At 71.8% G+C, this 20,264-nt stretch carries 20 protein-coding genes; 14 read left to right on the top strand and 6 right to left on the bottom strand.

Annotated features, from left to right (window positions below):
• Positions 1-19: 19 nt before the first annotated feature.
• On the bottom strand, positions 20-1,867 hold the full coding sequence (gene ggt, locus DSM26151_RS14070; RefSeq protein WP_234660147.1) for a gamma-glutamyltransferase: 1,848 nt from the start codon (positions 1,865-1,867) through the stop codon (positions 20-22).
• Between the two features lie 157 nt (positions 1,868-2,024).
• Here ggt and DSM26151_RS14065 point away from each other — a divergent pair, with 157 nt between their 5' ends.
• Genes DSM26151_RS14065 through DSM26151_RS14055 form a run of 3 tightly spaced genes read left to right on the top strand, consistent with a single transcriptional unit; the run spans position 2,025 to position 5,113 of the window.
• The gene (locus DSM26151_RS14065; RefSeq protein WP_234660146.1) at positions 2,025-3,305 is read left to right on the top strand and encodes a LolA family protein; all 1,281 of its coding nucleotides are present in this window, start codon (positions 2,025-2,027) and stop codon (positions 3,303-3,305) included.
• A gap of 10 nt (positions 3,306-3,315) precedes the next feature.
• Complete coding sequence (locus DSM26151_RS14060) at positions 3,316-4,269, top strand: ABC transporter ATP-binding protein (RefSeq protein ID WP_234660145.1); 954 nt, start codon at positions 3,316-3,318, stop codon at positions 4,267-4,269.
• On the top strand, positions 4,256-5,113 hold the full coding sequence (locus tag DSM26151_RS14055; protein WP_234660144.1) for an ABC transporter permease: 858 nt from the start codon (positions 4,256-4,258) through the stop codon (positions 5,111-5,113). The genes DSM26151_RS14060 and DSM26151_RS14055 overlap by 14 nt, the downstream gene beginning before the upstream one ends.
• A gap of 30 nt (positions 5,114-5,143) precedes the next feature.
• Here DSM26151_RS14055 and DSM26151_RS14050 read toward each other — a convergent pair whose 3' ends face one another.
• Genes DSM26151_RS14050 through DSM26151_RS14040 form a run of 3 tightly spaced genes read right to left on the bottom strand, consistent with a single transcriptional unit; the run spans position 5,144 to position 8,111 of the window.
• Positions 5,144-6,028, bottom strand: a complete 885-nt coding sequence (locus DSM26151_RS14050) for an ABC transporter ATP-binding protein (RefSeq protein ID WP_234660143.1) — start codon at positions 6,026-6,028, stop codon at positions 5,144-5,146.
• Complete coding sequence (locus tag DSM26151_RS14045; protein WP_234660142.1) at positions 6,025-7,095, bottom strand: putative F420-0 ABC transporter permease subunit; 1,071 nt, start codon at positions 7,093-7,095, stop codon at positions 6,025-6,027. The genes DSM26151_RS14050 and DSM26151_RS14045 overlap by 4 nt, the downstream gene beginning before the upstream one ends.
• The gene (locus DSM26151_RS14040; protein ID WP_234660141.1) at positions 7,095-8,111 is read right to left on the bottom strand and encodes a putative F420-0 ABC transporter substrate-binding protein; all 1,017 of its coding nucleotides are present in this window, start codon (positions 8,109-8,111) and stop codon (positions 7,095-7,097) included. The genes DSM26151_RS14045 and DSM26151_RS14040 overlap by 1 nt, the downstream gene beginning before the upstream one ends.
• A 234-nt stretch (positions 8,112-8,345) precedes the next feature.
• Between DSM26151_RS14040 and DSM26151_RS14035 the strand changes: the two genes are divergently transcribed.
• From DSM26151_RS14035 to DSM26151_RS14005, 7 genes are read left to right on the top strand one after another with little or no spacing between them, the layout of a single operon-like run.
• On the top strand, positions 8,346-9,296 hold the full coding sequence (locus tag DSM26151_RS14035; protein WP_234660140.1) for an alpha/beta hydrolase: 951 nt from the start codon (positions 8,346-8,348) through the stop codon (positions 9,294-9,296).
• Positions 9,293-10,705, top strand: coding sequence for a dihydroorotase (locus DSM26151_RS14030; protein WP_234660139.1), 1,413 nt, complete (start codon positions 9,293-9,295; stop codon positions 10,703-10,705). Before DSM26151_RS14035 ends, DSM26151_RS14030 begins: the two co-directional genes overlap by 4 nt.
• A gap of 2 nt (positions 10,706-10,707) precedes the next feature.
• Positions 10,708-11,715, top strand: coding sequence for an LLM class flavin-dependent oxidoreductase (locus DSM26151_RS14025; RefSeq protein WP_234660138.1), 1,008 nt, complete (start codon positions 10,708-10,710; stop codon positions 11,713-11,715).
• A 39-nt stretch (positions 11,716-11,754) separates the two neighbouring features.
• Complete coding sequence (locus DSM26151_RS14020) at positions 11,755-12,591, top strand: ABC transporter ATP-binding protein (RefSeq protein WP_234660137.1); 837 nt, start codon at positions 11,755-11,757, stop codon at positions 12,589-12,591.
• Positions 12,588-13,421 carry an ABC transporter permease gene (locus DSM26151_RS14015; RefSeq protein WP_234660136.1) on the top strand — a complete coding sequence of 278 codons (834 nt, stop codon included), beginning with the start codon at positions 12,588-12,590 and terminating at the stop codon, positions 13,419-13,421. Before DSM26151_RS14020 ends, DSM26151_RS14015 begins: the two co-directional genes overlap by 4 nt.
• A complete protein-coding gene (locus DSM26151_RS14010; RefSeq protein WP_234660135.1) occupies positions 13,418-14,257 on the top strand; it encodes an ABC transporter permease in 840 nt (279 codons plus the stop codon). Before DSM26151_RS14015 ends, DSM26151_RS14010 begins: the two co-directional genes overlap by 4 nt.
• 9 nt (positions 14,258-14,266) lie before the next feature.
• Positions 14,267-14,701, top strand: a complete 435-nt coding sequence (locus tag DSM26151_RS14005) for a RidA family protein (protein ID WP_234660134.1) — start codon at positions 14,267-14,269, stop codon at positions 14,699-14,701.
• Between the two features lie 89 nt (positions 14,702-14,790).
• On the opposite strand, the gene DSM26151_RS14000 is transcribed toward DSM26151_RS14005, so the two are convergent.
• Together DSM26151_RS14000 and DSM26151_RS13995 are read right to left on the bottom strand one after the other, a co-directional pair.
• A complete protein-coding gene (locus tag DSM26151_RS14000; RefSeq protein WP_234660133.1) occupies positions 14,791-15,114 on the bottom strand; it encodes a hypothetical protein in 324 nt (107 codons plus the stop codon).
• A 149-nt stretch (positions 15,115-15,263) separates the two neighbouring features.
• Entirely contained in the window at positions 15,264-16,343 is a 1,080-nt protein-coding gene (locus DSM26151_RS13995; RefSeq protein ID WP_234660132.1) for an ABC transporter substrate-binding protein, read from the bottom strand.
• Positions 16,344-16,588: 245 nt separating this feature from the next.
• On the opposite strand from DSM26151_RS13995, the gene DSM26151_RS13990 reads away from it, so the two are divergent.
• The 4 genes from DSM26151_RS13990 to DSM26151_RS13975 are packed head-to-tail and all read left to right on the top strand — an operon-like array spanning position 16,589 to position 20,253.
• Positions 16,589-17,596 (top strand): alcohol dehydrogenase catalytic domain-containing protein, encoded by a 1,008-nt coding sequence (locus tag DSM26151_RS13990; RefSeq protein WP_234660131.1) that lies wholly within the window; start codon positions 16,589-16,591, stop codon positions 17,594-17,596.
• Positions 17,586-18,182 carry an OsmC family protein gene (locus tag DSM26151_RS13985; protein WP_234660130.1) on the top strand — a complete coding sequence of 199 codons (597 nt, stop codon included), beginning with the start codon at positions 17,586-17,588 and terminating at the stop codon, positions 18,180-18,182. Before DSM26151_RS13990 ends, DSM26151_RS13985 begins: the two co-directional genes overlap by 11 nt.
• Positions 18,179-19,393 (top strand): CaiB/BaiF CoA transferase family protein, encoded by a 1,215-nt coding sequence (locus DSM26151_RS13980; protein WP_234660129.1) that lies wholly within the window; start codon positions 18,179-18,181, stop codon positions 19,391-19,393. The genes DSM26151_RS13985 and DSM26151_RS13980 overlap by 4 nt, the downstream gene beginning before the upstream one ends.
• A complete protein-coding gene (locus DSM26151_RS13975; RefSeq protein WP_234660128.1) occupies positions 19,390-20,253 on the top strand; it encodes an amidohydrolase family protein in 864 nt (287 codons plus the stop codon). The genes DSM26151_RS13980 and DSM26151_RS13975 overlap by 4 nt, the downstream gene beginning before the upstream one ends.
• Positions 20,254-20,264 lie beyond the last annotated feature (11 nt).

Here is a 20,264-nt window from a genome sequence, read left to right as displayed (position 1 = left end):
GGGCCCGCGCGACGCGCGCTCAGCCGGCCGGCTCGAGCACGAGCCCGGTGCCGCCGCCGCGGCGCTCGGGCTCGGCCGCAGCGGTCATGAGCCCGTCGGCATCCACCTCGATGGTCGCGGCCGCGCCGATCTCGCCGGTCGGAGAGAGCGCCTGGCCGTACGGCGCGAGGTCGTCGGCGTACTCGGCGATGAAGTCGGCCTCGGCGAGCGTCGCAGCGGTGTTGCGCTGCGTCGCGCGCGGTGCGGCGACCGCCTCGGGCATGGTCATGCCGAGGTCGATCCGGTTGAGCAGGATCTGCACGACGGTCGTGATGATCGTCGAACCGCCCGGCGAGCCGAGGACGTAGCGCACGTCGCCGTCCTCGAGCACGATCGTCGGCGACATCGACGAGCGCGGGCGCTTGCCGGGTTCGACGATGTTCGGGTCGTCGGGGTTCGGCACGAAGCTGAAGTCGGTCAGCTCGTTGTTGAGCAGGAACCCGCGCCCGGGCACGGTCATGCCAGACCCGCCGGTCTGCTCGATCGTGAGCGTGTACGCGACGGCGTCGCCCCACCGGTCGACGACCGAGAGGTGCGTGGTCGAGATGTTCTCGGTGTCCGCGCGCTCGGCCGAGGCGGCGGTGGCGCATCCCGTCGCGTCGAGCGCTCCGGGTGCGACGGGCTTGACGGATGCCGCGCCAGGATCGATGGCGCACGCGCGAGCGTCCGCGAACTCCTGGCTGAGCAGGGTCTCGGTCGGCACATCGACGAACGCCGGGTCGCCGACGTAGGCGTTGCGGTCGGCGAACGCGTGCGCGGTCGACTCGAGGTACAGGTGGAGCGCCTGCCCCGGGTCATCCGCCGTCGGCTCGAAGTTCTCGAGGATGTTCAGCGACTCGCCCACGGTCGTGCCGCCCGACGACGAGGGAGCCATGCCGTACACGTCGAGGCCCCGGTACTCGACGTGCGTCGGGTCCTGCATCAGCGTCTCGTAGCCGGCGAGGTCGGCCGTGGTGATGGAGCCCGGGTAGGCGGGCAGCGTCGCGCCCTCGGTGGTGACCGGGTCCTGCACGAGCGCGGCGATCTCGTCGGCGATCGCGCCGTCGTAGAACGCGTCGGTGCCCTCGAGCGCGATCTCGCGGAGCGTCTTCGCGAGGTCGGGGTTCCGGAACGTCGAGCCGACGACCGGGAGCTCGCCACCGGGCAGGAAGAGTTCGGCCGTGGCCGGGAACTGCGCGAAGCGCGCCTCGTTCGCGGCCGTCTGGGCCCGGAACGTCTCGTCGACGGCGAACCCGCGTGTCGCGAGCAGGATGGACGGCTTGAGCATCTCCTTCAGCGATTCGGTGCCGAACTCGTCGAGCGCGGTCTCCCACGTCGCGAGCGTGCCGGGCACGCCGACCGAGAGGCCGGACGACACGGCGTTCGCGAAGGCGTACGGCGTGCCCGTCGCCGGGTCGATGAAGGCGTCGCTCTCCATGGCGGCCGGAGCCGTCTCGCGACCGTCGATCGTGGTCACCTCGCCGGTGGCGGCGTCGAAGTGCACGAAGTACCCGCCACCGCCGATGCCGGCGCTGTACGGCTCGGTGACGCCGAGCGCCGCGGCCGTCGCGACCGCGGCGTCGGCCGCGTTGCCGCCCTTGCGGAGCACCTCGAGTCCGATCCGGCTGGCCTCGGCGTCGACGGAGGTCACGGCGCCGCCGTACCCGGTCGAGGTCGCGAGTGCCGGCGGGGCGGGTCTGCCCGCGGTGGTGCTCGCTCCGGGTGGGGCGGCGCTCGGCAGCGCAACCGCCGGGGCGGCTGCGACGAGGCCCCCTGCCGCGAGTGCGGTGGCGGCGATGATGCCCGCGCGCCGAAGCGCGGAGCGAGGGCGGACAGCGGTGTCGACCATGGAGAACCCCCCGAAATGGTTACATGCGGATGCCGCCCACGCTAGCCCCGGACGTGACACCGGGCAATGGGGTTGCGATGCGCGCGTGCGCTCGCCCAGGCTGCGAATTCGCCCCGGAGCGGGCCCGACCGATCCGGGCGGGCGTAGCCTGAGAGGCATGAGCCCACGTCGCACGGGGCCGTCCCGGTTCCGAGCCCGCACCGTCGTTCCCGCCGTCGGCGTGCCCGTCGCGATCGCGGTGGCCGTCCTGGTGCCGATTCAGGCGAACGCGTCGGTCGACCTGCCCGACATGACTCCTGAAGAGCTCGTCGCCTTCGCGAAGGCGGGCGAGGTCGAGGCGCTGTCCGGCACGATCGAGCAGCGCTCCGAGCTCGGGCTGCCCGACCTCGGCGCGGTCATGGGCGGCGGCGGCATGAGCGGGGCCGGCGGGTCCGAGACGGATGCCGCGGCATCCGATGCCTTCGGCGACCTCGTCTCGCTCGCGACCGGGAGCTTCGACGCGAACGTGTACCTCGACGGCGATCACGCCAGGCTCCAGGTGCTCGACCGGATGGCCGAGCGGAACGTGTACCTGAGCCCTGGCGAGGCGTGGTTCGTCGACTCCGAAGCGCAGACGGCGACCCGGCTGGGAGTGGACCCCGACGCCGACGTCGACGGGCTGAAGGCCGAGCTCGCCCGACTCGCCGACGAGGCGAAGGCCGAGGCGGCCGCGAAGGCCGAGGCGGAACTTCCCGACGGCGAGCAGCTGCCCACCCCCCAGCAGCTGCTCGACCGCGCGCTCGATCGGCTCGACGAGACCACGGCGGTCTCCGTCGGGACCGACGGGCGCGTCGCGGGCCGTGAGGCGTACGAACTCGTGCTCGAGCCGCGAACCGACCAGACGCTCGTCGGCGAGATCCGCGTCGCGATCGACGGCGAGAACGGGGCGGCGCTCGCGGCATCCGTCACCGCACGCGGTGCCGAGGCACCCGCGTTCGAGACCGGCTTCACCGACGTCTCCTTCGCGGCGCCCGATGCGTCGGTGTTCGCGTTCGAGCCGAGCGACGCCTACGTCGTCGCCGAGGAGGAGCTGCCGCTGCCGACGGTCGAGGAACTCCGGCAGTGGCTCGCCGACGCGCAGGCGCGGGCCGAGTCCGAGGCGGATGCCGCGACCGACCGGCCGCGACCGATCGTGCACGGCGAGGGTTGGGCGACGGTGGTCGAGCTCGATGCCGCGACGGTCGCCGACATGTCGGACCACCCGGTCGCACCCGCCACCGAGCCGCCGTTCACCGAGGGCGAGGCGCTCGACCTGCTCGACACGCTCACGACCCCCGTCGAGGGCGGACGTGCGCTCCAGACCTCGCTGCTGTCGGTGCTGTTCACCGACGACGGCCGGGTGCTGGCCGGATCGGTCCCGGTCGACGCCCTCGTCGAGTTCGCCGAGTCGGGTCGCTGACGGGCCGCCGGTGAGCGACCTCGCCATCCGGACCGACGGGCTCACCAAGCGCTTCCGCGCGCAGGTCGCGGTCGACGGCATCGACCTCGCGGTCCCGCGGGGGTCGGTGTTCGGGTTCCTCGGGCCGAACGGGTCGGGCAAGACCACGACCATCCGCATGCTGCTCGGGCTCGTGGGCGCGACGTCCGGCACCGCGCGCGTGCTCGGCACCGACATGCCGAAGGGGCTCGACGACGTGCTGCCGCGGGTCGGGGCGCTCGTCGAGGGCCCCGCGTTCGCGCCGTTCCTCTCGGGGGCGGCGAACCTCGCCCGGTTCGACGCCGCCGACCGGCACGCCGCACCCTCGACCCGGGCGCGGCGCGTGGCCGACGCCCTCGAGCGGGTCGGCCTCTCGCACGCCGCCAGAAAGAAGGCCGGCGCGTACTCGCTCGGCATGAAGCAGCGACTCGGCCTCGCGAACGCCCTGCTCATGCCGCGCGACCTGCTCGTGCTCGACGAGCCGACGAACGGCCTCGACCCGCAGGGCACGCGCGAGGTGCGCTCGCTGATCCGCTCGTTCGCGGCAGACGGAACCACCGTGTTCGTCTCCAGCCACCTGCTCGCCGAGGTCGAGCAGCTCTGCACGCACGTCGGCGTGATGAGCGCCGGGCGCCTCGTCGCCCAGGGCACGCTCGAGGAGTTCCGCCGGTCGGGGCGGGCGCGGGTCGAGGTGCTCACGCCCGATCCCGAGACGGCCGGCGCCGTGCTGGCCCGGATGGGGCTGCGGGCGGATGCCGTGGCATCCGCCGCACCGGGCGACGCGCTCGTCACGGCGGAACTCGAGACGGACGCGCCCGCCGCGGACGCCATCGTCGCCGCGCTCGTGCGCGACGGCGTGCGCGTGCGCGGCTTCACGATACGTCGCACGAGCCTCGAGCAGCGATTCGTCGAGCTGACGGGGGAGGGGTTCGATGTCGTCGCCTGAGGCACCCGCCGCCGCGCGCGCACGCCGGGGCGGCCTCGTGTCGTTCCTCGCATCCGACACCGCGACGCTGTTCCGCAGGTGGCGGACGTGGGCGATGCTCGCGGCCCTCGCGCTCATCCCGATCCTCATCGCGATCGCGATCCGGCTCGCGGGCCCGTCGGGCCCCGGTCGCGGGCCGGCGTTCCTCGACCAGGTCGCCGGCAACGGGCTCTTCGTCGGCGTGACCGCGCTGGTCGTGGCGACCCCCCTGTTCCTCCCGCTCACGGTCGCGGTCGTCTCGGGCGACACGATCGCGGGCGAGGCCGGGCACGGAACCCTGCGGTACCTCGTGATCGCTCCCGCGGGCCGACTCCGCCTGCTCGCAGTCAAGTATGCGGTCGCGGCCGCGTTCTGCGTCGCCGCGGTGTTCACGGTGGTCGTGACGGGCACGTTCGCCGGGTGGGCGCTGTTCCCGGTCGGGCCGCTGACGCTGCTCTCGGGCGTCGAGATCCCGGTCGCCGAGGGCCTCGCCCGACTGCTCGCGATCGGCGCGTACGTCGCGATCTCGATGCTCGGCCTGTCGGCGATCGGCCTCTTCGCCTCGACGCTCACGGTCGTGCCGGTCGGCGCGATGGCCGCAACGGCCATCCTCGCGGTGGTGGCGCAGATCGTCGGCGCGATCCCCCAGCTCGAGTGGGTGCACCCGATGCTCTTCACCGATCGCTGGTTCGACTTCGCCGACCTGCTGCGTTCACCGCCGTCGTGGGCGTCGTTCGCCGACAACGCGCTGCTGCAGGCCGCATGGATCGCCGTGTTCGGCGGGCTCGCGGCCTGGCGGTTCGCGACGCGCGACATCCTGTCGTAGCCGAGCGCGGCTCGGCATCCACGCCCCCGGTCAGCGCGACCGGCCGGCCGCCCCGGCGAGGTTCCCGGACGGCGCGGCGGTGGCCGACGGCAGGTCGACGGCAGCCGCGGCATCCGCTTCGACCGGCGCGAACGCGATCAGCGGCCGGCCCGTCGACGGATGCCGCAGCACGGCCGCCTCGACGCCCCAGACCGCCCGGATGAGCGCGGGCACGAGCACGTCGGTCGGGTCGCCGGCGGCGACCACGCGTCCGTCCGCGAGCACGACCACGTGGTCGGCGTACGCGGCGGCCAGCGAGAGGTCGTGCAGCGCGGCGAGCACGCTGAGGCCGTCCGACGCGAGACGGCGCAGCAGCCCGAGCGTCGCCAGCTGCGAGCGGATGTCGAGGTGGTTCGTGGGTTCGTCCAGCAGCAGCAGGTCGGGCTCCTGGGCGAGGGCGCGAGCGAGGTTGACCCGCTGGCGCTCGCCGCCCGAGAGCTCGTCGTACCGACGGCCGGCGAACGCCGACGCATCCGCGGCGGCCAGCGCGCGGGCGACGAGCTCCCGGTCGCGGGCCGAGTCGCCGCCGAACGCCGACTGGTGCGGGATGCGACCGAGTCCGACCACGTGCTCGACGCCGAGGCCGTCGGGCGCCTGGGCGTCCTGTTCGACGAGCGCGATTCGCCGGGCGCGTTCGCGCCTGCGCAGCGAGACGAGGTCGTCGCCGTCGAGCGTGAGCGAGGTCGACGACGACGGTTCGACGCCCGCGACCAGGTGCAGCAGGGTCGACTTGCCGGCCCCGTTCGGCCCGAGGAGCGCTCCGACCGCCCCGCGCGGGACGGTGATGTCGACGCCGTCGACGACGAGCCGGTCGCCGCGCGCGAACGAGACGCGCGACCCCTCGAGTCCTGCGCCCGGCCGGGCCCGCGCGGTCATGACGCCCTCCGGCTGCGGAGCAGGAGCGCTGCGAACACCGGGCCGCCGACGAGGGCGGTCAGGATGCCCACGGGCAGTTCCCGTGGATCGAACAGCGTGCGCGCGCCCGTGTCCACCCAGACGAGGAACACCGCGCCCGCGAGCGCCGACAGCGGCAGCAGTGCCCGGTGGCGGGCGCCGATGACGAGCCGTACGGCGTGCGGCAGGATCAGCCCGACGAAGCCGATCGCGCCGCTCACGGAGACGAGCGCGCCCGTGAGCAGCGCGGTCGCGACGAGCAGCAGCGTCCGGGTGCGGGGCACGTGCACCCCGAGGGCGGATGCCGCGGTGTCGCCGAATGCGAATGCGTCGAGGGTTCGCCCGGTCGCGAGCAGCGGGATCCCCACGAGGAGCAGTGCGCCGCCGGCGAGCGCCACCGCGGGCCAGTCGGCGCCCGAGAGGGAGCCGAGGAGCCAGTTGAGGATCTCGCGGTAGCTGTCGGTCGTCGCGCTCCAGAAGATGACGAGGCTCGTGATCGCGCCGAACACGGCTGAGACCGCGAGACCGGCGAGCACGGTCGTGGTGGGGCTGAGCCCGCCTGCGGCGCGGGCCAGCCCGAGGGTCGCGGCGAGGGCGGCGAGTGCGCCCGCGAACGCGGCGATCGGCAGTGCGACGGCGAGCCCGAGCACGAGCACGACGACCGCGCCGACGGACGCGCCCGAGGACAGGCCCAGCAGGTACGGGTCGGCGAGCGGGTTGCGGGTGAGTGCCTGCATGACGACGCCGCAGATCGCGAGGCCCGCGCCGACGGCGGCGGCGGTCAGCACGCGCGGCATGCGCAGTTCCCACACGATCGCGTCGCGCAGGGGGGCGAGCGTGGGCTCGCCGAGCCCGAGGTGCGCCGCGACCGAGGCGAGCACGTCGGTCGGTGCGAGGCCGGCCGGGCCGATGGTCACGGCGAGCACCACGGATGCCGCGAGCCCGGCCGCCAGCGCGATGCCGACGCCGAACGCGGCCGCCGCCGGCCTCGAGGGGGCCGCGGTGCGGCCTCCTCGGGCGACGGGCGCCTCAGTCGTCGGCAGGCTCATCAGAGGGCCCCGAGCTGCTCCACGATCGAGGCCACGGCGTCGACGTTGCGCACGCCGGCCTCGGTCGCCGGGAAGTCGACGACGACGTAGCGGCGGTTCTGCACGGCCGGCATCGCCGCGGTCGCGGGGTTCGCCTCGAGTCGTTCGATCTTGGCCGCCGCGGTGTTCCAGGCGGCGTCGACGAGCACGATGACGTCGGGGTTCGCCTCGACGACGGCCTCCCAGGACAGCGAGGTCCAGGTGTCGCGCACGTCTGCGGCGACGTTGTCGAGCCCGGCGGCATCCATGATCATCTGCGGTGCGCCGATGCCGGCGCCGACGAAGGGCTGGTCGCCGCCCGAGGAGTACCAGAGGGCGGTGAGGCCCTCGTCGTCGGGGGTGATCGCGGCGAGGGCGGCGCGCTGGTCGGCGACGAGGCCGTCGGCGGCCTCGGGCACGCCGAAGATGTCGCCGGCCTCCTCGAACGAGGCGAAGACGTGCTCGAAGGTGAGCGGGTCGGGCATGTACCCGTCGCCCTTGCACGCGGCCGGGGCGACGTAGGTGCGCACGCCGAGCTGTTCGAGCGTGTCGCGTTCGCCGGCGCCCTCGGCAGTGAGGTTGGACTCCCATCCGGCGAACACGAGGTCGGGTTCGGCCTCGAGGACGACCTCCTGCGAGGGGACCTTGTCCGAGAGGGTGGCGATGCCCTCGGCGGCGCCCGCGTACTCGGCGGGCGGCGGCCCGTCGGTGAACGCGACGGCGGCGACGCGGTCGCCGATCCCGAGCGCGAGCATGAGTTCGAGGGTGGACGACTTGATCGCGACGACGCGTTCCGGGGCCGACTCGAAGGTCACCTCGGTGCCGCAGTTGTCGATCGTGACGGGGTGGCCGGACTCGGCGGCCGGGGCTGCGGCGTCGACGCCCGTCGCGGACGCGGTGCCGGCGCAGCCGGCGAGCAGGGCGACGGATGCCGCGGCGGCGAGCGGCGCCAGCAGGCGCGCTGCGCGGGGGCGTGGGGTTCGGGTGAGCGTGGACATGGGGCCTCCGGGAGGTGTGCGTGTACGTGGTCCGACGTGCGTCGGCGACTCGCGGCCCAACCCGGGCCGGCCCGACCGGTAAATCCCTACCGGCGGTCGTCGTCATCCTCGCATGCGGGCTCCGAGGAAATCAATACTGGATTCTGGATCCAAAATGCGGCATCATCATCACACGGGCGCAGGAATCGCCCCAACCCAACGCGTCGCAGCGTTCAACGGAAGGACGTCGCATCCATGCAGACGACACCGGTCGAGTTCTACAGCGAGGGCGATCGCCTCGCAGGCCTCTGGCGCACCCCGGAGGGCCCCGGGCCGTACCGGGCGATCGTCCAGGGCCCCGGATGGCTCGGCCTCAAAGACGCCAAGCTCTACGTGCGCTACCACGAGGCACTCGTCGCCGCAGGGTTCGCCGTGCTCGTGTTCGACTACCGCGGATTCGGGGACTCGGCGGGCGACCGCGGCATCCTCTCGCCCGCTCGCCAGCTCCAGGACCTCGTCAACGCGGTCACCTACCTCACGACCCGTGACGACGTGAACGCCGACGCCATCGGCGTCTTCGGCACCGGCGGCACGGGCGGCGGCAACGCCGTGCTCCTCGCCGACGCCGACCCGCGGGTCAAGGCCGCCGTCAGCCAGGTGCCCGTCGCAGACGGCACCGACTGGCTGCACCGCATGCGCCAGGAGCACGAGTGGCTCTCGTTCCTCGCCAGCCTCGACGAGGACCGCAAGCTGCGCGCCGCGACCGGCTCCGGCCGGCTCGTGCACCCGCGCGAGGAGATCATGGTGCCGACGCCCGAGCGCCGCGCCACCAAGATCAAGGCCGACGTCGACGACCGCATCCCGAGCGCCATCCCGCTCTCGTGCGCTGAAGAGATCCTCACCTACCGTCCCCTCGCCGCCGCCGAGCGCCTCGAGACGCCGTTGCTCGTCATCGGCGTCGAAGGCGACGCGACGACGCCCACCGACCACGCGGAGGCGCTGTACGCCGCCGCGAAGGGCCCGAAGCAGCTCATCATGCAACGGCACACCACCCACTACGCGGCCTACGACCGCTACTGGGAGCAGACCACCCCGCTGATCGTCGAATGGCTCGACCGCTACGTGCGCCCGAGCGATGTCGTCATCCGCACCACCCTCTCGCCCGAATCGGGCGAGACCATCCAGAACACGGAGGCCCCCCAGTGAGCATCGACCTGAGAATCACCGGCGGCACCGTCGTCACCCCGAGCGGGCCCGTCGCCGGCGACCTGCTCGTCGACGACGGGAAAGTCGCCGGAGTCGTCGCACGCGACGTCGCCGTCGACGCGGAACGCACCATCGACGCCACCGGCCGCCTCGTGCTGCCCGGCATGGTCGACGTGCACGTGCACACGCGCGAGCCCGGCTACGAGCACAAGGACGACATCCTCACGACCACCCGCCAGGCCGCGGCCGGCGGCGTGACGACCATCTTCGGCATGCCGAACCTGAAGCCGCCGACGGTCGACGTCGAGACCCTCACCGACGTCTTCCAGCGCTACACGGACTCGTCGATCGTCGACTGGAACCACAACCCGGCGCCGACGAAGTTCGACGACATCGTGCCGATGGCCGAGATGGGCATCAACGCGTACAAGATCTACATGGTCGTCGACACGGGGCGCGACTACCCCCACCCGTCGGGCACGGGCATCCACGACCACGGCCACCTGCTGCAGATCATGGACCAGATCGCCCCGACCGGGAAGCGCTTCATCGTGCACCCGCACGACCAGGCGCTCATGGACTACATCGAGGGCGCCGTGCTCGCCAGCGGCGACAACACGCCCGAAGGGTACGCCTCGGCGTACGCGGCCCGCGAGGGCGTCATCTGGGACACGGCGATCGACGTCGTGCTGCGCCTGTCCGAGGCATCCGGATGCCCCGTGCACATCGCGCACATCCAGACGCGCCGCTCGATCGAGGCCGTGCGCCGTGCGAAGGCCAATGGCATCGACGTGACCTGCGAGGTCAACCACTGGGCGCCGTTCCTCTCCACCTGGGACGACGTGCAGACCCTCGGGCCGTACGCCCTCTCGTACTGGGTGCCCGACGACAACCGCGCCGCCATCTGGGAGGGCATGCGCGACGGCACCATCGACGTCGCCAGCTCCGACCACGCCCCGCACACGCGCGAGGAGAAGGAGATCGGCTGGACCCAGATGTGGAGCGCCCACACCGGCACTCCCGGCATCCAGTACTACTACGAGCTCATGCTCGACGCCGTCAACCGCGGCGAGCTCACGCTCGAGCGCGTCGTCGAGATGGTCGCCGAGGTGCCCGCAGGCAAGTTCGGCCTCGCGGGGATCAAGGGCGCCCTCGAGGTCGGCGCCGACGCCGACATCGTGATCGCCGACATGGCACACGAATGGACCATCACCGACGACGACGTGCTGTCGAAGATCGGCTGGACCCCGTACAACGGCCGCACCATCAGCACCCGGATCGAGCGCACGCTCGTCCGCGGACGCGACGTCTACGCCGACGGCGAGGTCGTCGGCGAGCCCGGATACGGAAAGCTCGCGGCCGCTCCGGCCGCACGGACGGCCGAACTGGCCGCAACGGAAGGAAACTGACCATGGCCATGAAGTTCGGACTGCTGCTGCCCCACTTCGGCGAGGAGGCGAGCCGCGAGAAGCTGCTCGAGGGCTCCAAGCTCGCCGAGAAGATGGGCTTCGACTCGGTGTGGGTGCGCGACCACCTCGTCTTCGAACCGCACGGCGAGATGGAGAAGCCGAACCGCACGTTCTACGACGCGCTCACGACGCTCACCGCGATCGGCGCCGTGACCGAGAAGCTCGAACTCGGCACCGGCTCGCTCATCCCCTTCCGCCACCCGCTCGTGACCGCGCTCATGGCCGGCACGATGACCCAGCTGCTCGGGCCGCGACTCATCCTCGGGTTCGGCGCCGGAACCTTCGACCACGAGTTCGAGGCGATCGGCTGGGGCGACATGGACCGCGTCGAGGCCGTCCGCTCGAACGCCGAGATCCTGAAGCGCGTCTTCACCGAGAACGACGTCACCTACGATGACGGCATCTTCTCGTTCGAGAACGTGACCATCGAGCCGAAGCCGGTCGGCGGCCGCGTGCCGTTCTGGTACTGCGGCGCGACGCCGCGCTCGGCGCGCCTGGCCGCCGAGTACGCCGACGGCTGGATGCCGGGCCGCATCTCGCTCGCGACCATGGAGAAGCGCATCGCGAACATGCGCGAACTGACGGATGCCTCCGGCCGCCCGATGCCCACCATCTCGGTGATCCCCCCGACCTCGATCGAGGAGACCCGCGAGGAGGCGCTCAAGCACGTCAACATCCCGGGCCTGCTCGCCTGGGCGAACAAGGCCAAGTTCGCGGTCAAGCCGCCCTCGGGCCGGTTCGAGACCGTCGAGGACCTCGAGGGCCAGCTCATCGTCGGCAACCCCGACGAGGCCGTCGAGGAACTCAAGAAGTTCGAGGCGATCGGAACCGAGCACCTCGTCTTCGACTTCCGCTTCAAGTTCGACCGCTTCTTCGAGCAGATCGAGCTCTTGGGCACCGAAGTGCTGCCCAAGATGCGGGAGCACGCCGCCGAACCGGCTCTGACCTGAGCGACGGAGCCCCCCGTGACCGTGGAAGAGAGTATCGCCATGACGAACACCACCACTGAGCCGGCCGAGGGCGAGGCATCCGCTTCGCCGCTGATCTCGGTCCGCGACCTCAGCGTGAGCTACGACGTCGCTCGCACGGGATCGAAGCTGCTCGCGATCGAGGGCGTCGACCTCGACGTCCGCGAGGGCGAGTTCGTGACCGTGCTGGGCCCGTCGGGGTGCGGCAAGACGACGTTCATGAACGTGATCGCGGGGCTCGTCAAGCCCAGTACGGGGCAGGTGCTCGTGGCCGGGGAACCGGTCACGGGCCCCGGCCCCGACCGGGCGGTCGTGTTCCAGGACTACGCCCTGCTGCCCTGGCGGACCGTGTTCGACAACGTCAAGTTCGGACTCGAGATGCAGAAGGGCCTCAAGGGCGCCGGCTGGCGCGACCGGGTCCAGGAGGCCGTCGACCTCGTCGGCCTCAGCGGATTCGAGAACTCCTACCCGCGCGAGCTGTCCGGCGGAATGCAGCAGCGCGTCGGGCTCGCGCGAGCGATCGTCGCGAAGCCGCAGATCCTCCTCATGGACGAGCCGCTGGGCGCCGTCGACGCGCTCACGCGCGAGGTCATGCGCGAGGAGATCGAGAAGCTCATCGCCGCGACCGGCAAGACGGTGCTCTTCATCACGCACTCGATCGAGGAGGCCATCCTGCTCGGCGACCGCATCGTCGTGTTCAAGAGCCACCCGGGCGCGATCAAGGAGGTCATCGAGACCGGCCTCGAGCGCCCGCGCTCCGAGCGCAGCGTGCAGAGCGACCCCCGCTTCCTCGAACTGCGCGACCACCTCTGGGATGCGCTGCAGGGTGAGGCGACCGCGGCGGCGGTGTCGAAGTGAGTGCCTTCCTCGCCTCGGGGCCGAACCTCGGCCGCACCGGCATCGGGGCGTGGCTGGCCGGGCTGAGCGCCCGCGGCAAGGCGCTCGTCCTGGCCGGCGAGGTCGTCGTGATGCTCGCACTGTGGCAGCTGATCGTCGGGGTGCTGGGCTGGATCAACCCCGTGTTCTTCCCGCCGCCGTCGGCGATCGCGCAGGGGTTCGTCGAACTCGTGCAGTCGGGCGCGCTCGCCGCCAACCTGGGCATCTCGATCCAGGCGTGGCTGACGGGCTTCTCGATCGCGGTCGTGGTCGGCATCCCCGTCGGACTGCTGATGGGCAGCGTGCTCGCGGTGGACCGCATCGTCGGCCCGATCGCCTGGACGATCTACGCCACGCCCGCCATCGCCTACCAGCCGCTCGCGAAGGCGTGGTTCGGGTTCGGCATCGGACCGGTCATCTTCCTCGTGACGATCAGCGCGATCTTCCCGATCCTGCTCAACGTCGCGGCCGGGATGCGCACGGCGAACCCGTCGATCATCCGCGCGGGACGGGTCTACGGCGCGAACCGCATGCAGCTGTACAGCTCGGTGTACCTGCCCTCGACCGTTCCGTTCCTGTTCGCCGGACTTCGACAGGCGGTCGTGCTCGCCACGATCGGCATGGTCGTCGCCGAACTCGCCGGATCGTCGTCCGGAATGGGCGCCCTGATCATCAGGGCCGCCAACACCTACCAGACCGACCAGGCGTTCGCCGCGATCGCGGTCGTGGTCGTCTGGAGCGTCGGGATGACCCAGGTCGTGACCCTCGTCGAGCGATGGGTCGCACCGTGGACGAGGAAGGGCCGCCGATGAGCGTCACCTCTGCAACCGGGACGAATCGCATCGTCCGCCCGCGCCGCGTCGTCCGCTCGGACGAGGCCAAGTGGGGCTGGCTCCTCCTGGCCGTGGTCCTCGGAATCCTCCTCATCTGGGAGGCGGCGGTCAGCTGGCTGGAACTGGTGCCCGCCGCGTTCCTTCCGCCGCCGACCGAGATCATCGTGGCGTTCGTCCGGCTCATCGTCGAGCCGGAGTTCTGGGCCGCGTTCGCGTTCAGCATGGGCAACGTGCTCGTCGGACTCTCGATGGCGATCGTCGTCGGCGTGGTCGTCGGCCTCGCTGTCGGCTGGTCGCCCGTGCTGCGCTTCACGGTCGCGCCGTTCCTGTGGCTGCTGTACTCGACGCCGAAGGTCGCGCTCGCGCCGCTGTTCATCCTCGTCCTCGGGCTCGGCAACGAGTCGAAGATCGCGCTCGTGTTCCTGCTCGCGGTGTTCCCGATCATCCTGAACACGATGGAGGGCGCGGTGACGGTCAGCCCGTCGCTCGTCAACGCCGGCCGCGTGTTCGGCGTGAACGGGATCGCGCTCGGCTGGAAGGTCATCTTCCCGGCGACCCTGCCGTACAGCCTCTCCGGCATCCAGCGCGGCGCAGCGCTGGGGTTCACGGGCGAGGTGCTCGGCGAGTTCCTGGGCGGCACGGGCGGCCTCGGGCACCTGCTGGAGTTCGCGGCGTACCAGTTCATGATGGCCGAGGCGATCGCCATGGTGATCGTCATGGTGATCATCGCGAACCTGACGCTGTGGCTGATCTCCGCGCTGCGGCGCCGGCTCGCACCCTGGTACGACGATCGCAAGATCGCCGGGGCGTCGTAGGGGGTCGGCATGCACAAGCAGATCGTGGAGCCCGTCGGGGTGTATCCGCCGACGGCGGACTTCAGCCAGGCCATCCGGGTCTCGGGCGGCGACCTCGTGTTCGTCAGCGGGATCATCGGCATGCGCCCCGACGGCTCGATGCCGACGGACACGCGCGAACAGGTCGAACTCGCGTTCGCGAACCTGGCGCGGGTGCTGGAGGCCGCGGGCGCCACGCCCGCGGACGTCGTCAAGGTGAACGTGTTCGTCCGCGACGACTTCCGGCTCGTGCGCGACGACATCCGCGAGATCCGCGGGCGCTACTTCACGCACGACTTCCCGGTGTCGACCCTCGTTCAGGTGGCCGGCTTCGCCGGCCCCGAGTACCGGTTCGAGATCGAGGCGATCGCCGCGGTGCCGTCGCGAACGGATGCCGCGGAGCCTGCCGCGGCGCGCAGCGGCTGACGCGGCATCCGCTCGTCCAACAGACCGCCGGCCCCCGTCTCATGCGCGATGACGGGGGCCGGCTTCCGCGTGCCGGCGCGGCCGCGGGGTCAGAGGGGGCCGTCGCCGAATCGGATGCCGAGGCTGACCAGGTACCCCCACGCCGCGTATCCGAGCAGCCCGGCGACGATCCCGACGATCGCGACGGTCCGGGCGCGCCCGGTCGCGCCGGCGCGGCGCAGCCGGACCCACGCCCACACCGTTCCGGCGGTGGCGGCCAGTACCGGGACGGCGAACGTCAGCACCGCGCTGGCCGGCCCAGGGCCCGCGAACGCGGCGATCGCGAACAACCACACCGGGGCGAGGCCGAGCACGATGCCCAGCCACATGATGCTTCGCGAGGCCTTCGCCTGCGCCACTTCCGAGTCCGCCATGGTCGGAACCTAGCAGCCCCGCAGGGCCCAGGGATGGATGGGTCCCGGTGCTGGTACCCGCTCGCGTCCGCCGCTCACGCCGGCACACGAAGGGCCCCCGCCGTCATGCGCTGCGGCGGGGGCCCTTCGTGCTGTTCAGGCTACGCCCATCAGGGGTAGGGGAGCGTCTCCGGTCCGGCGTTGTCGAGGCCGAGGAGCTCCTGGGCCTTCTCGAGGTAGACCAGCTGCGACTCGTCGAACTCGATGGGCTCGAGGCTCTGCGTCTCGACCGTCGTGTCCCAGGCCTCGGTGTCGAAGTAGAGGTTCTGGCACGCGAGGTGACCGTCGAGCACCCACGGGCTGTCGGAGCCGCGGAGCGCTTCGACGTCGAAATCGTTCGCCTCGTAGATGTCGAGCACCTCGTCGGCGTTCTCGGGGAACTCGCCGGGTGCGGGTGCGGTCATGAAGTCGACGGCCTTGAGCGTCGCGCGCAGGAACCGGACGAGGGTGTTCGGGTTCTCCTGCACGTAGCCGCTGCCCGCGACCATGACGTCGTTGGCCCAGTTCCGCAGCGCCTCGACGGGGATCTCGGCTCCGTGCTCCTCGAGCGCGGGGCGGTCGTCGCCGTAGAAGGGCTGCAGCGTGATGCGGTCGTTCACGAAGAACTCGGTCCAGGATTCGGAGCCGGGGCCGGGGTAGACGATCTCGACGTCGACGCCCTCGAGGTCCCAGCCCTCCTCGGCGAGCACGCGGGCCCGCTGGAACTCGGCCGGGTCGCCGGGGGTTCCGGCGAGCACGATCGAGCTGCCTGCGAGGTCTTCGACGGACTCGATGTCCGGCTGGACGGCGAAGTCGAAGTTCTGCCGGCAGTAGTGGCCGGAGATGAGGTCGACCTCGACGCCGCCGCGGACCGCCTCGATGACGGTGCCGGTCGATTCGACGCCGACGTCGGCGCTGCCGGATGCCACGGCCGCGGTCACGTTGTCGGCGGTGATCACCTCGACGGTGAGTCCCTCCTCCTCGTAGTAGCCGAGGTCGGTGGCGAGGACGTACATCGAGTACATCGTGACGTCGGGGAAGGGGATCGCGACGGTGATCTCGGAGTCCTCGGCGTCGCCGGGTTCGCCGTCGGCGATCTCGACGGGGCCTGTCTCTGCTGCGGGGTCACTCGCGGCACAACCGGTCAGCAGTGCGAACACTGCGAGGCCGGCCGCGACGGTGAGGCCGGAGCGGGGGATGGATCTGCGCATGACTCTCCATTTCTCAGCGGGTTGACTCGCGATCGGCGCCCCGCGATGAGCGGAGCCTCTCGCGAATTGGTGGATACCGTATCCAATATGGATGCCGCTGTCCATGGGTTTCCGGAGGATCGGGCTCGAACAGGGGCACCATGGAGTCCATGAAGTCCTGATCGCATCTGGACGAACCGGGTGATTTTTGGATACGGTATCCAAAGCGGCAACGGATGCCGCCCTGACCGGAAGCGAGACGAACCGTGCGCGCAGCCCTCCTCCAGGCCCACGGCCTCGACGGACTCGAGCTCGCGCACGTCGACGCCCCCGAACCTGCCGCGGGCGAGGTGGTCATCCGCGTCGAGACCGTCGGCGTCAACCAGCTCGACCTCAACGTCATCGCCGGGCACGGGCCCGGGGCCGCGGCCAAGCTGCCCCGCGTGCTCGGCATCGACCCGGCCGGCGAGATCGTCGGCGTCGGCGAGGGCGTCGACGCCGCGCGCATCGGCCAGCACGTCGTGGTCAAGCCGAACATCCCCTGCGGCCGTTGCGACGCCTGCGCTGCAGGGCGCGAGTCGACCTGCCCGAGCCAGCGCGTCGTCGGCGTCCACCGCGACGGCGGCGCCGCCGAGTACGTCACGGTCCCGGCAGTCGTCGCCTTCGAACGCTCCGGGCTCACCGCTGCGACCGCCACCGCCGCGGTGCACAGCCTCCCCATCGTCGTCAACGCGATCGACGCCGCCGGCGTCCGCGCCGGTGATCGCCTCCTGGTCACCGGCGCGGGCGGCGTGCTGGGGCGCGCCGCGATCGAGTACGCCGTGCACCTCGGCGCCGAGGTGACCGCCGCGACGCGGCATCCGCTCGCCGACGCACCCGACGGGGTCCGCGTCGTCGTGACCGGGCCCTCGGCCGACCTCGCCGCCGCGCTCGACGCGGGTGACCGGTTCGACGCCGCCGTCGACGTGTCGGGCAGCGCGGCCCTCCTCGGCCAGGCGGTCGCGGCACTCGACTGGGGCGGCCGGGCAGCGTTCTGCTCGGCATCCGTCGACACGCGCCTGACCATCGACGCCCGCGACTTCTACCTCTCGCGCAAGCGCCTGATCGGCGTCGCGAGCGCCGACCTGGCCCAGGTGCGCCGCGCGATCGACCTCGTGCGGGCGGGCGTGGTCGTGCCGCGCATCGGCGCACGCTACCCGCTCGACGCCGTCCACCGGGCGTACCGCGAGTTCCCGACGACGACACCCGGGAAGGTGATCATCGATGTCCGCTGACCTCATCGACCGACCGCGGCTGCGCGCCTCGCTGCAGCGCATCTCCGAGCGAACCCGGGCGGATGCGGCATCCGCCCGCATGCGCCCCTGGGTCGCGGCCAGACTCGAGGGCGACGTCGCCTCCGTGTCGGAGTTCGAGCAGTACGGCACGAGCTACGCGTTCCGCTCCGACGAGTCGACCGAACGCGGCGGGCACGATTCCGCCCCGAGCCCGATGCGGTACCTGCTCAGCTCGATCGCGTTCTGCATGCTCGGCTGGGTCGCCAAGACCTGGTCGGCGGCGGATGTCGCCGTGCGCGAGCTCGACGCCGAGGTCCGCACGTGCCTCGACCTGCGCGGCGAGCACCTCGTCGACGGCGCCCCCGCGCACCCGCTGTGGTTCGTGATCGAGGTCCGCATCGACGACGACGCGACCCCGGAGCAGGCCGTGACGCTGCTGCACGAGGCCGCCCGCCGATGCCCGACGAGCGCGCTCGTGGCCCGGGCCGTGCCCGTGCACCTCGTGCTCGTCCAGCGCGGCTGGACGGTGCTCGACACGCGGCCCGACGATCTGAGGAACGAGCACCGAGAGGAGCAGACCCGATGAACCAGGAGCCCACGCCCGACGCGGGTGCACAGGCCGGAACAGGACCGGCGGGCCCGCTCGCGGGCATCCGCGTCGTCGAACTCGGCCAGTACATCTCGGGTCCGTACGCGGCGAAGCTGCTCGCCGACCTCGGCGCCGAGGTGATCAAGGTCGAGTCGCCCGACGGCGATCCCATGCGCCGGTGGGAGGGCAGCGGCACCATGAGCCCGCAGTTCGCCGCGTACAACCGCGGCAAGCGGGCCGTCACCCTCGACCTCAAGAGCGTCGACGGGCTCGCCGCCCTGCACGCGCTCGCACGCGACGCCGACGTGCTCATCGAGAACTTCCGGCCCGGCGTCGCGACCCGACTCGGCTTCGGGCCCGACGCGCTCCGCGAGCTGAACCCGCGCATCATCAGCTGCTCGATCACGGGCTTCGGCGCGACCGGGCCGTACGCCGCGCGCCCGGCCTACGACACCGTCATCTCCGCGGTCGGCGCGATGTACAGCCAGGTCGTCCCCGCCGACACGCTCCGCCCGCTCGGGCCCGCGTTCTCCGACCTGCTCTCGGGCATGTCGGCGGCCCAGGCGATCCTCGCCGCGTTGCACGCCCGCGCCGGGCGCGGCGGCGAGGGCGAGCACCTCGAGGTCTCGATGGTCGGCTCGCTCATCGACTTCCTCACCGAGGCCGCATCGACCTACCTCGAGACGGGGCAGGTCGCCGGGCCCGACTCGCGCCCGCGGCGCGCACAGGCATACGCGTGCGTCGGCTCCGACGGCAAGGCGTTCGTCGTGCACATGTCGGTCCCCGAGAAGTTCTGGACCGGCCTGCTCGACGTGCTCGAACGCCCCGAACTCGCCGACGACCCCCGCTTCGCCACGCGCGAGGCGCGCGTGCGCAACTACGACGACCTCGACGCCGAGCTCAAGGCGACCACCGAGCGGATGCCGCGGCAGCACTGGCTCGACCGGCTCGTCGCGCACGACATCCCGCACGGACCGCTCAACACCGTCGCCGACCTGTTCGACGACCCCCAGGTCGCCTCGATGGGCCTCGTCGAGGAGATCGCCGGGCCCGACGGCGCACCCCTGCGCGTGCCCGCGCCCAGCACCGTGTTCCACGGCAGCGGCCGCCCGGCCCTGCGGGCCGCCCCGCTGCTCGGCGAAGCCGACGCCGACGTGCTCGCCGCGCTCGCGGCATCCGTCACCGAACCCGAAGGGAGCCGCGCATGAGCCGCATCGACGACCTCGTCGCGATCGACGTGCACACCCACCCGCAGACCGAGGAGTTCCTCGCGGCGATGGGCAAGCGCCACCAGCAGATGGCCAAGCACTTCGGACGCGAGCGTCCGGTGGTGAGCTTCGCCGAGCAGGCCGACCAGTACCGCGACCGGAAGATGATGGCCGTCATCGTCAACTCCGACTCCGAGACGACCTCGGGCATCAAGGGCGCGCCGAACGACCTGATCGGCAAGGCGGCCGTCGACCACCCCGACGTGTTCATCCCCTTCGCGGGCATCGACCCGTGGAAGGGCGAGGCGGCGATCGAGGAGATCCGCCGCATGCACGGCGAGTACGGCATCAAGGGCGTCGGCGAGCTGAACCCCGCACGACAGAAGTTCCTCGCCAACGACCGCAAGTTCATGCCGATCTGGGAGACCTGCGCGGAACTCGGCCTGGTCGTCATGTTCCACGCGGGCTTCCCCGGCGCGGGCGCCGGCACGCCCGGCGGCGGCGGCTACCGGCTCGAGTACGCCAAGCCGGTGCCCTACCTCGACGACGTCGCCGCGGAACTGCCCGAGCTGAAGATCATCAGCGCGCACCCGGCATGGCCGTGGCATCTCGAGAACCTCGCGATGGTGTGGCACAAGTCCAACGTCTACCTCGACCTGTCCGGGTGGGCGCCGAAGTACCTGCCGCCCGAGGTCGTGCGCTACGCCGACTCGCTCATCACCGACCGGGTCCTGTTCGGTTCCGACTGGCCCGTCATGAGCGCCGACCGGTGGATGGACGAGTTCGCCGAGCTGCCCTTCAAGCCCGAGTCGCGGCGGAAGATCCTGCTCGAGAACGCCCGCGGGCTGTTCGGGATCTGAGGAGGGGACTC

Source organism: Agromyces marinus (genome assembly GCF_021442325.1).
Lineage (GTDB): Bacteria > Actinomycetota > Actinomycetes > Actinomycetales > Microbacteriaceae > Agromyces > Agromyces marinus.
Note: the sequence above shows the minus strand (reverse complement) of the source record. Positions and strands in the feature narration are given on the sequence as shown.

What these genes read in the sequence shown, in the direction of transcription:
- DSM26151_RS13995 (WP_234660132.1), bottom strand. Translation starts at nt 16,343, where the DNA reads ATGCGCAGATCCATCCCCCGCTCCGGCCTCACCGTCGCGGCCGGCCTC.
- DSM26151_RS14010 (WP_234660135.1), top strand. Translation starts at nt 13,418, where the DNA reads ATGAGCGTCACCTCTGCAACCGGGACGAATCGCATCGTCCGCCCGCGC.
- DSM26151_RS14005 (WP_234660134.1), top strand. Translation starts at nt 14,267, where the DNA reads ATGCACAAGCAGATCGTGGAGCCCGTCGGGGTGTATCCGCCGACGGCG.
- DSM26151_RS13980 (WP_234660129.1), top strand. Translation starts at nt 18,179, where the DNA reads ATGAACCAGGAGCCCACGCCCGACGCGGGTGCACAGGCCGGAACAGGA.
- DSM26151_RS14045 (WP_234660142.1), bottom strand. Translation starts at nt 7,095, where the DNA reads ATGAGCCTGCCGACGACTGAGGCGCCCGTCGCCCGAGGAGGCCGCACC.
- DSM26151_RS14065 (WP_234660146.1), top strand. Translation starts at nt 2,025, where the DNA reads ATGAGCCCACGTCGCACGGGGCCGTCCCGGTTCCGAGCCCGCACCGTC.
- DSM26151_RS13985 (WP_234660130.1), top strand. Translation starts at nt 17,586, where the DNA reads ATGTCCGCTGACCTCATCGACCGACCGCGGCTGCGCGCCTCGCTGCAG.
- DSM26151_RS14040 (WP_234660141.1), bottom strand. Translation starts at nt 8,111, where the DNA reads ATGTCCACGCTCACCCGAACCCCACGCCCCCGCGCAGCGCGCCTGCTG.
- DSM26151_RS14055 (WP_234660144.1), top strand. Translation starts at nt 4,256, where the DNA reads ATGTCGTCGCCTGAGGCACCCGCCGCCGCGCGCGCACGCCGGGGCGGC.
- DSM26151_RS14020 (WP_234660137.1), top strand. Translation starts at nt 11,755, where the DNA reads ATGACGAACACCACCACTGAGCCGGCCGAGGGCGAGGCATCCGCTTCG.
- DSM26151_RS14035 (WP_234660140.1), top strand. Translation starts at nt 8,346, where the DNA reads ATGCAGACGACACCGGTCGAGTTCTACAGCGAGGGCGATCGCCTCGCA.
- DSM26151_RS14025 (WP_234660138.1), top strand. Translation starts at nt 10,708, where the DNA reads ATGGCCATGAAGTTCGGACTGCTGCTGCCCCACTTCGGCGAGGAGGCG.
- DSM26151_RS13975 (WP_234660128.1), top strand. Translation starts at nt 19,390, where the DNA reads ATGAGCCGCATCGACGACCTCGTCGCGATCGACGTGCACACCCACCCG.
- ggt (WP_234660147.1), bottom strand. Translation starts at nt 1,867, where the DNA reads ATGGTCGACACCGCTGTCCGCCCTCGCTCCGCGCTTCGGCGCGCGGGC.
- DSM26151_RS14000 (WP_234660133.1), bottom strand. Translation starts at nt 15,114, where the DNA reads ATGGCGGACTCGGAAGTGGCGCAGGCGAAGGCCTCGCGAAGCATCATG.
- DSM26151_RS14050 (WP_234660143.1), bottom strand. Translation starts at nt 6,028, where the DNA reads ATGACCGCGCGGGCCCGGCCGGGCGCAGGACTCGAGGGGTCGCGCGTC.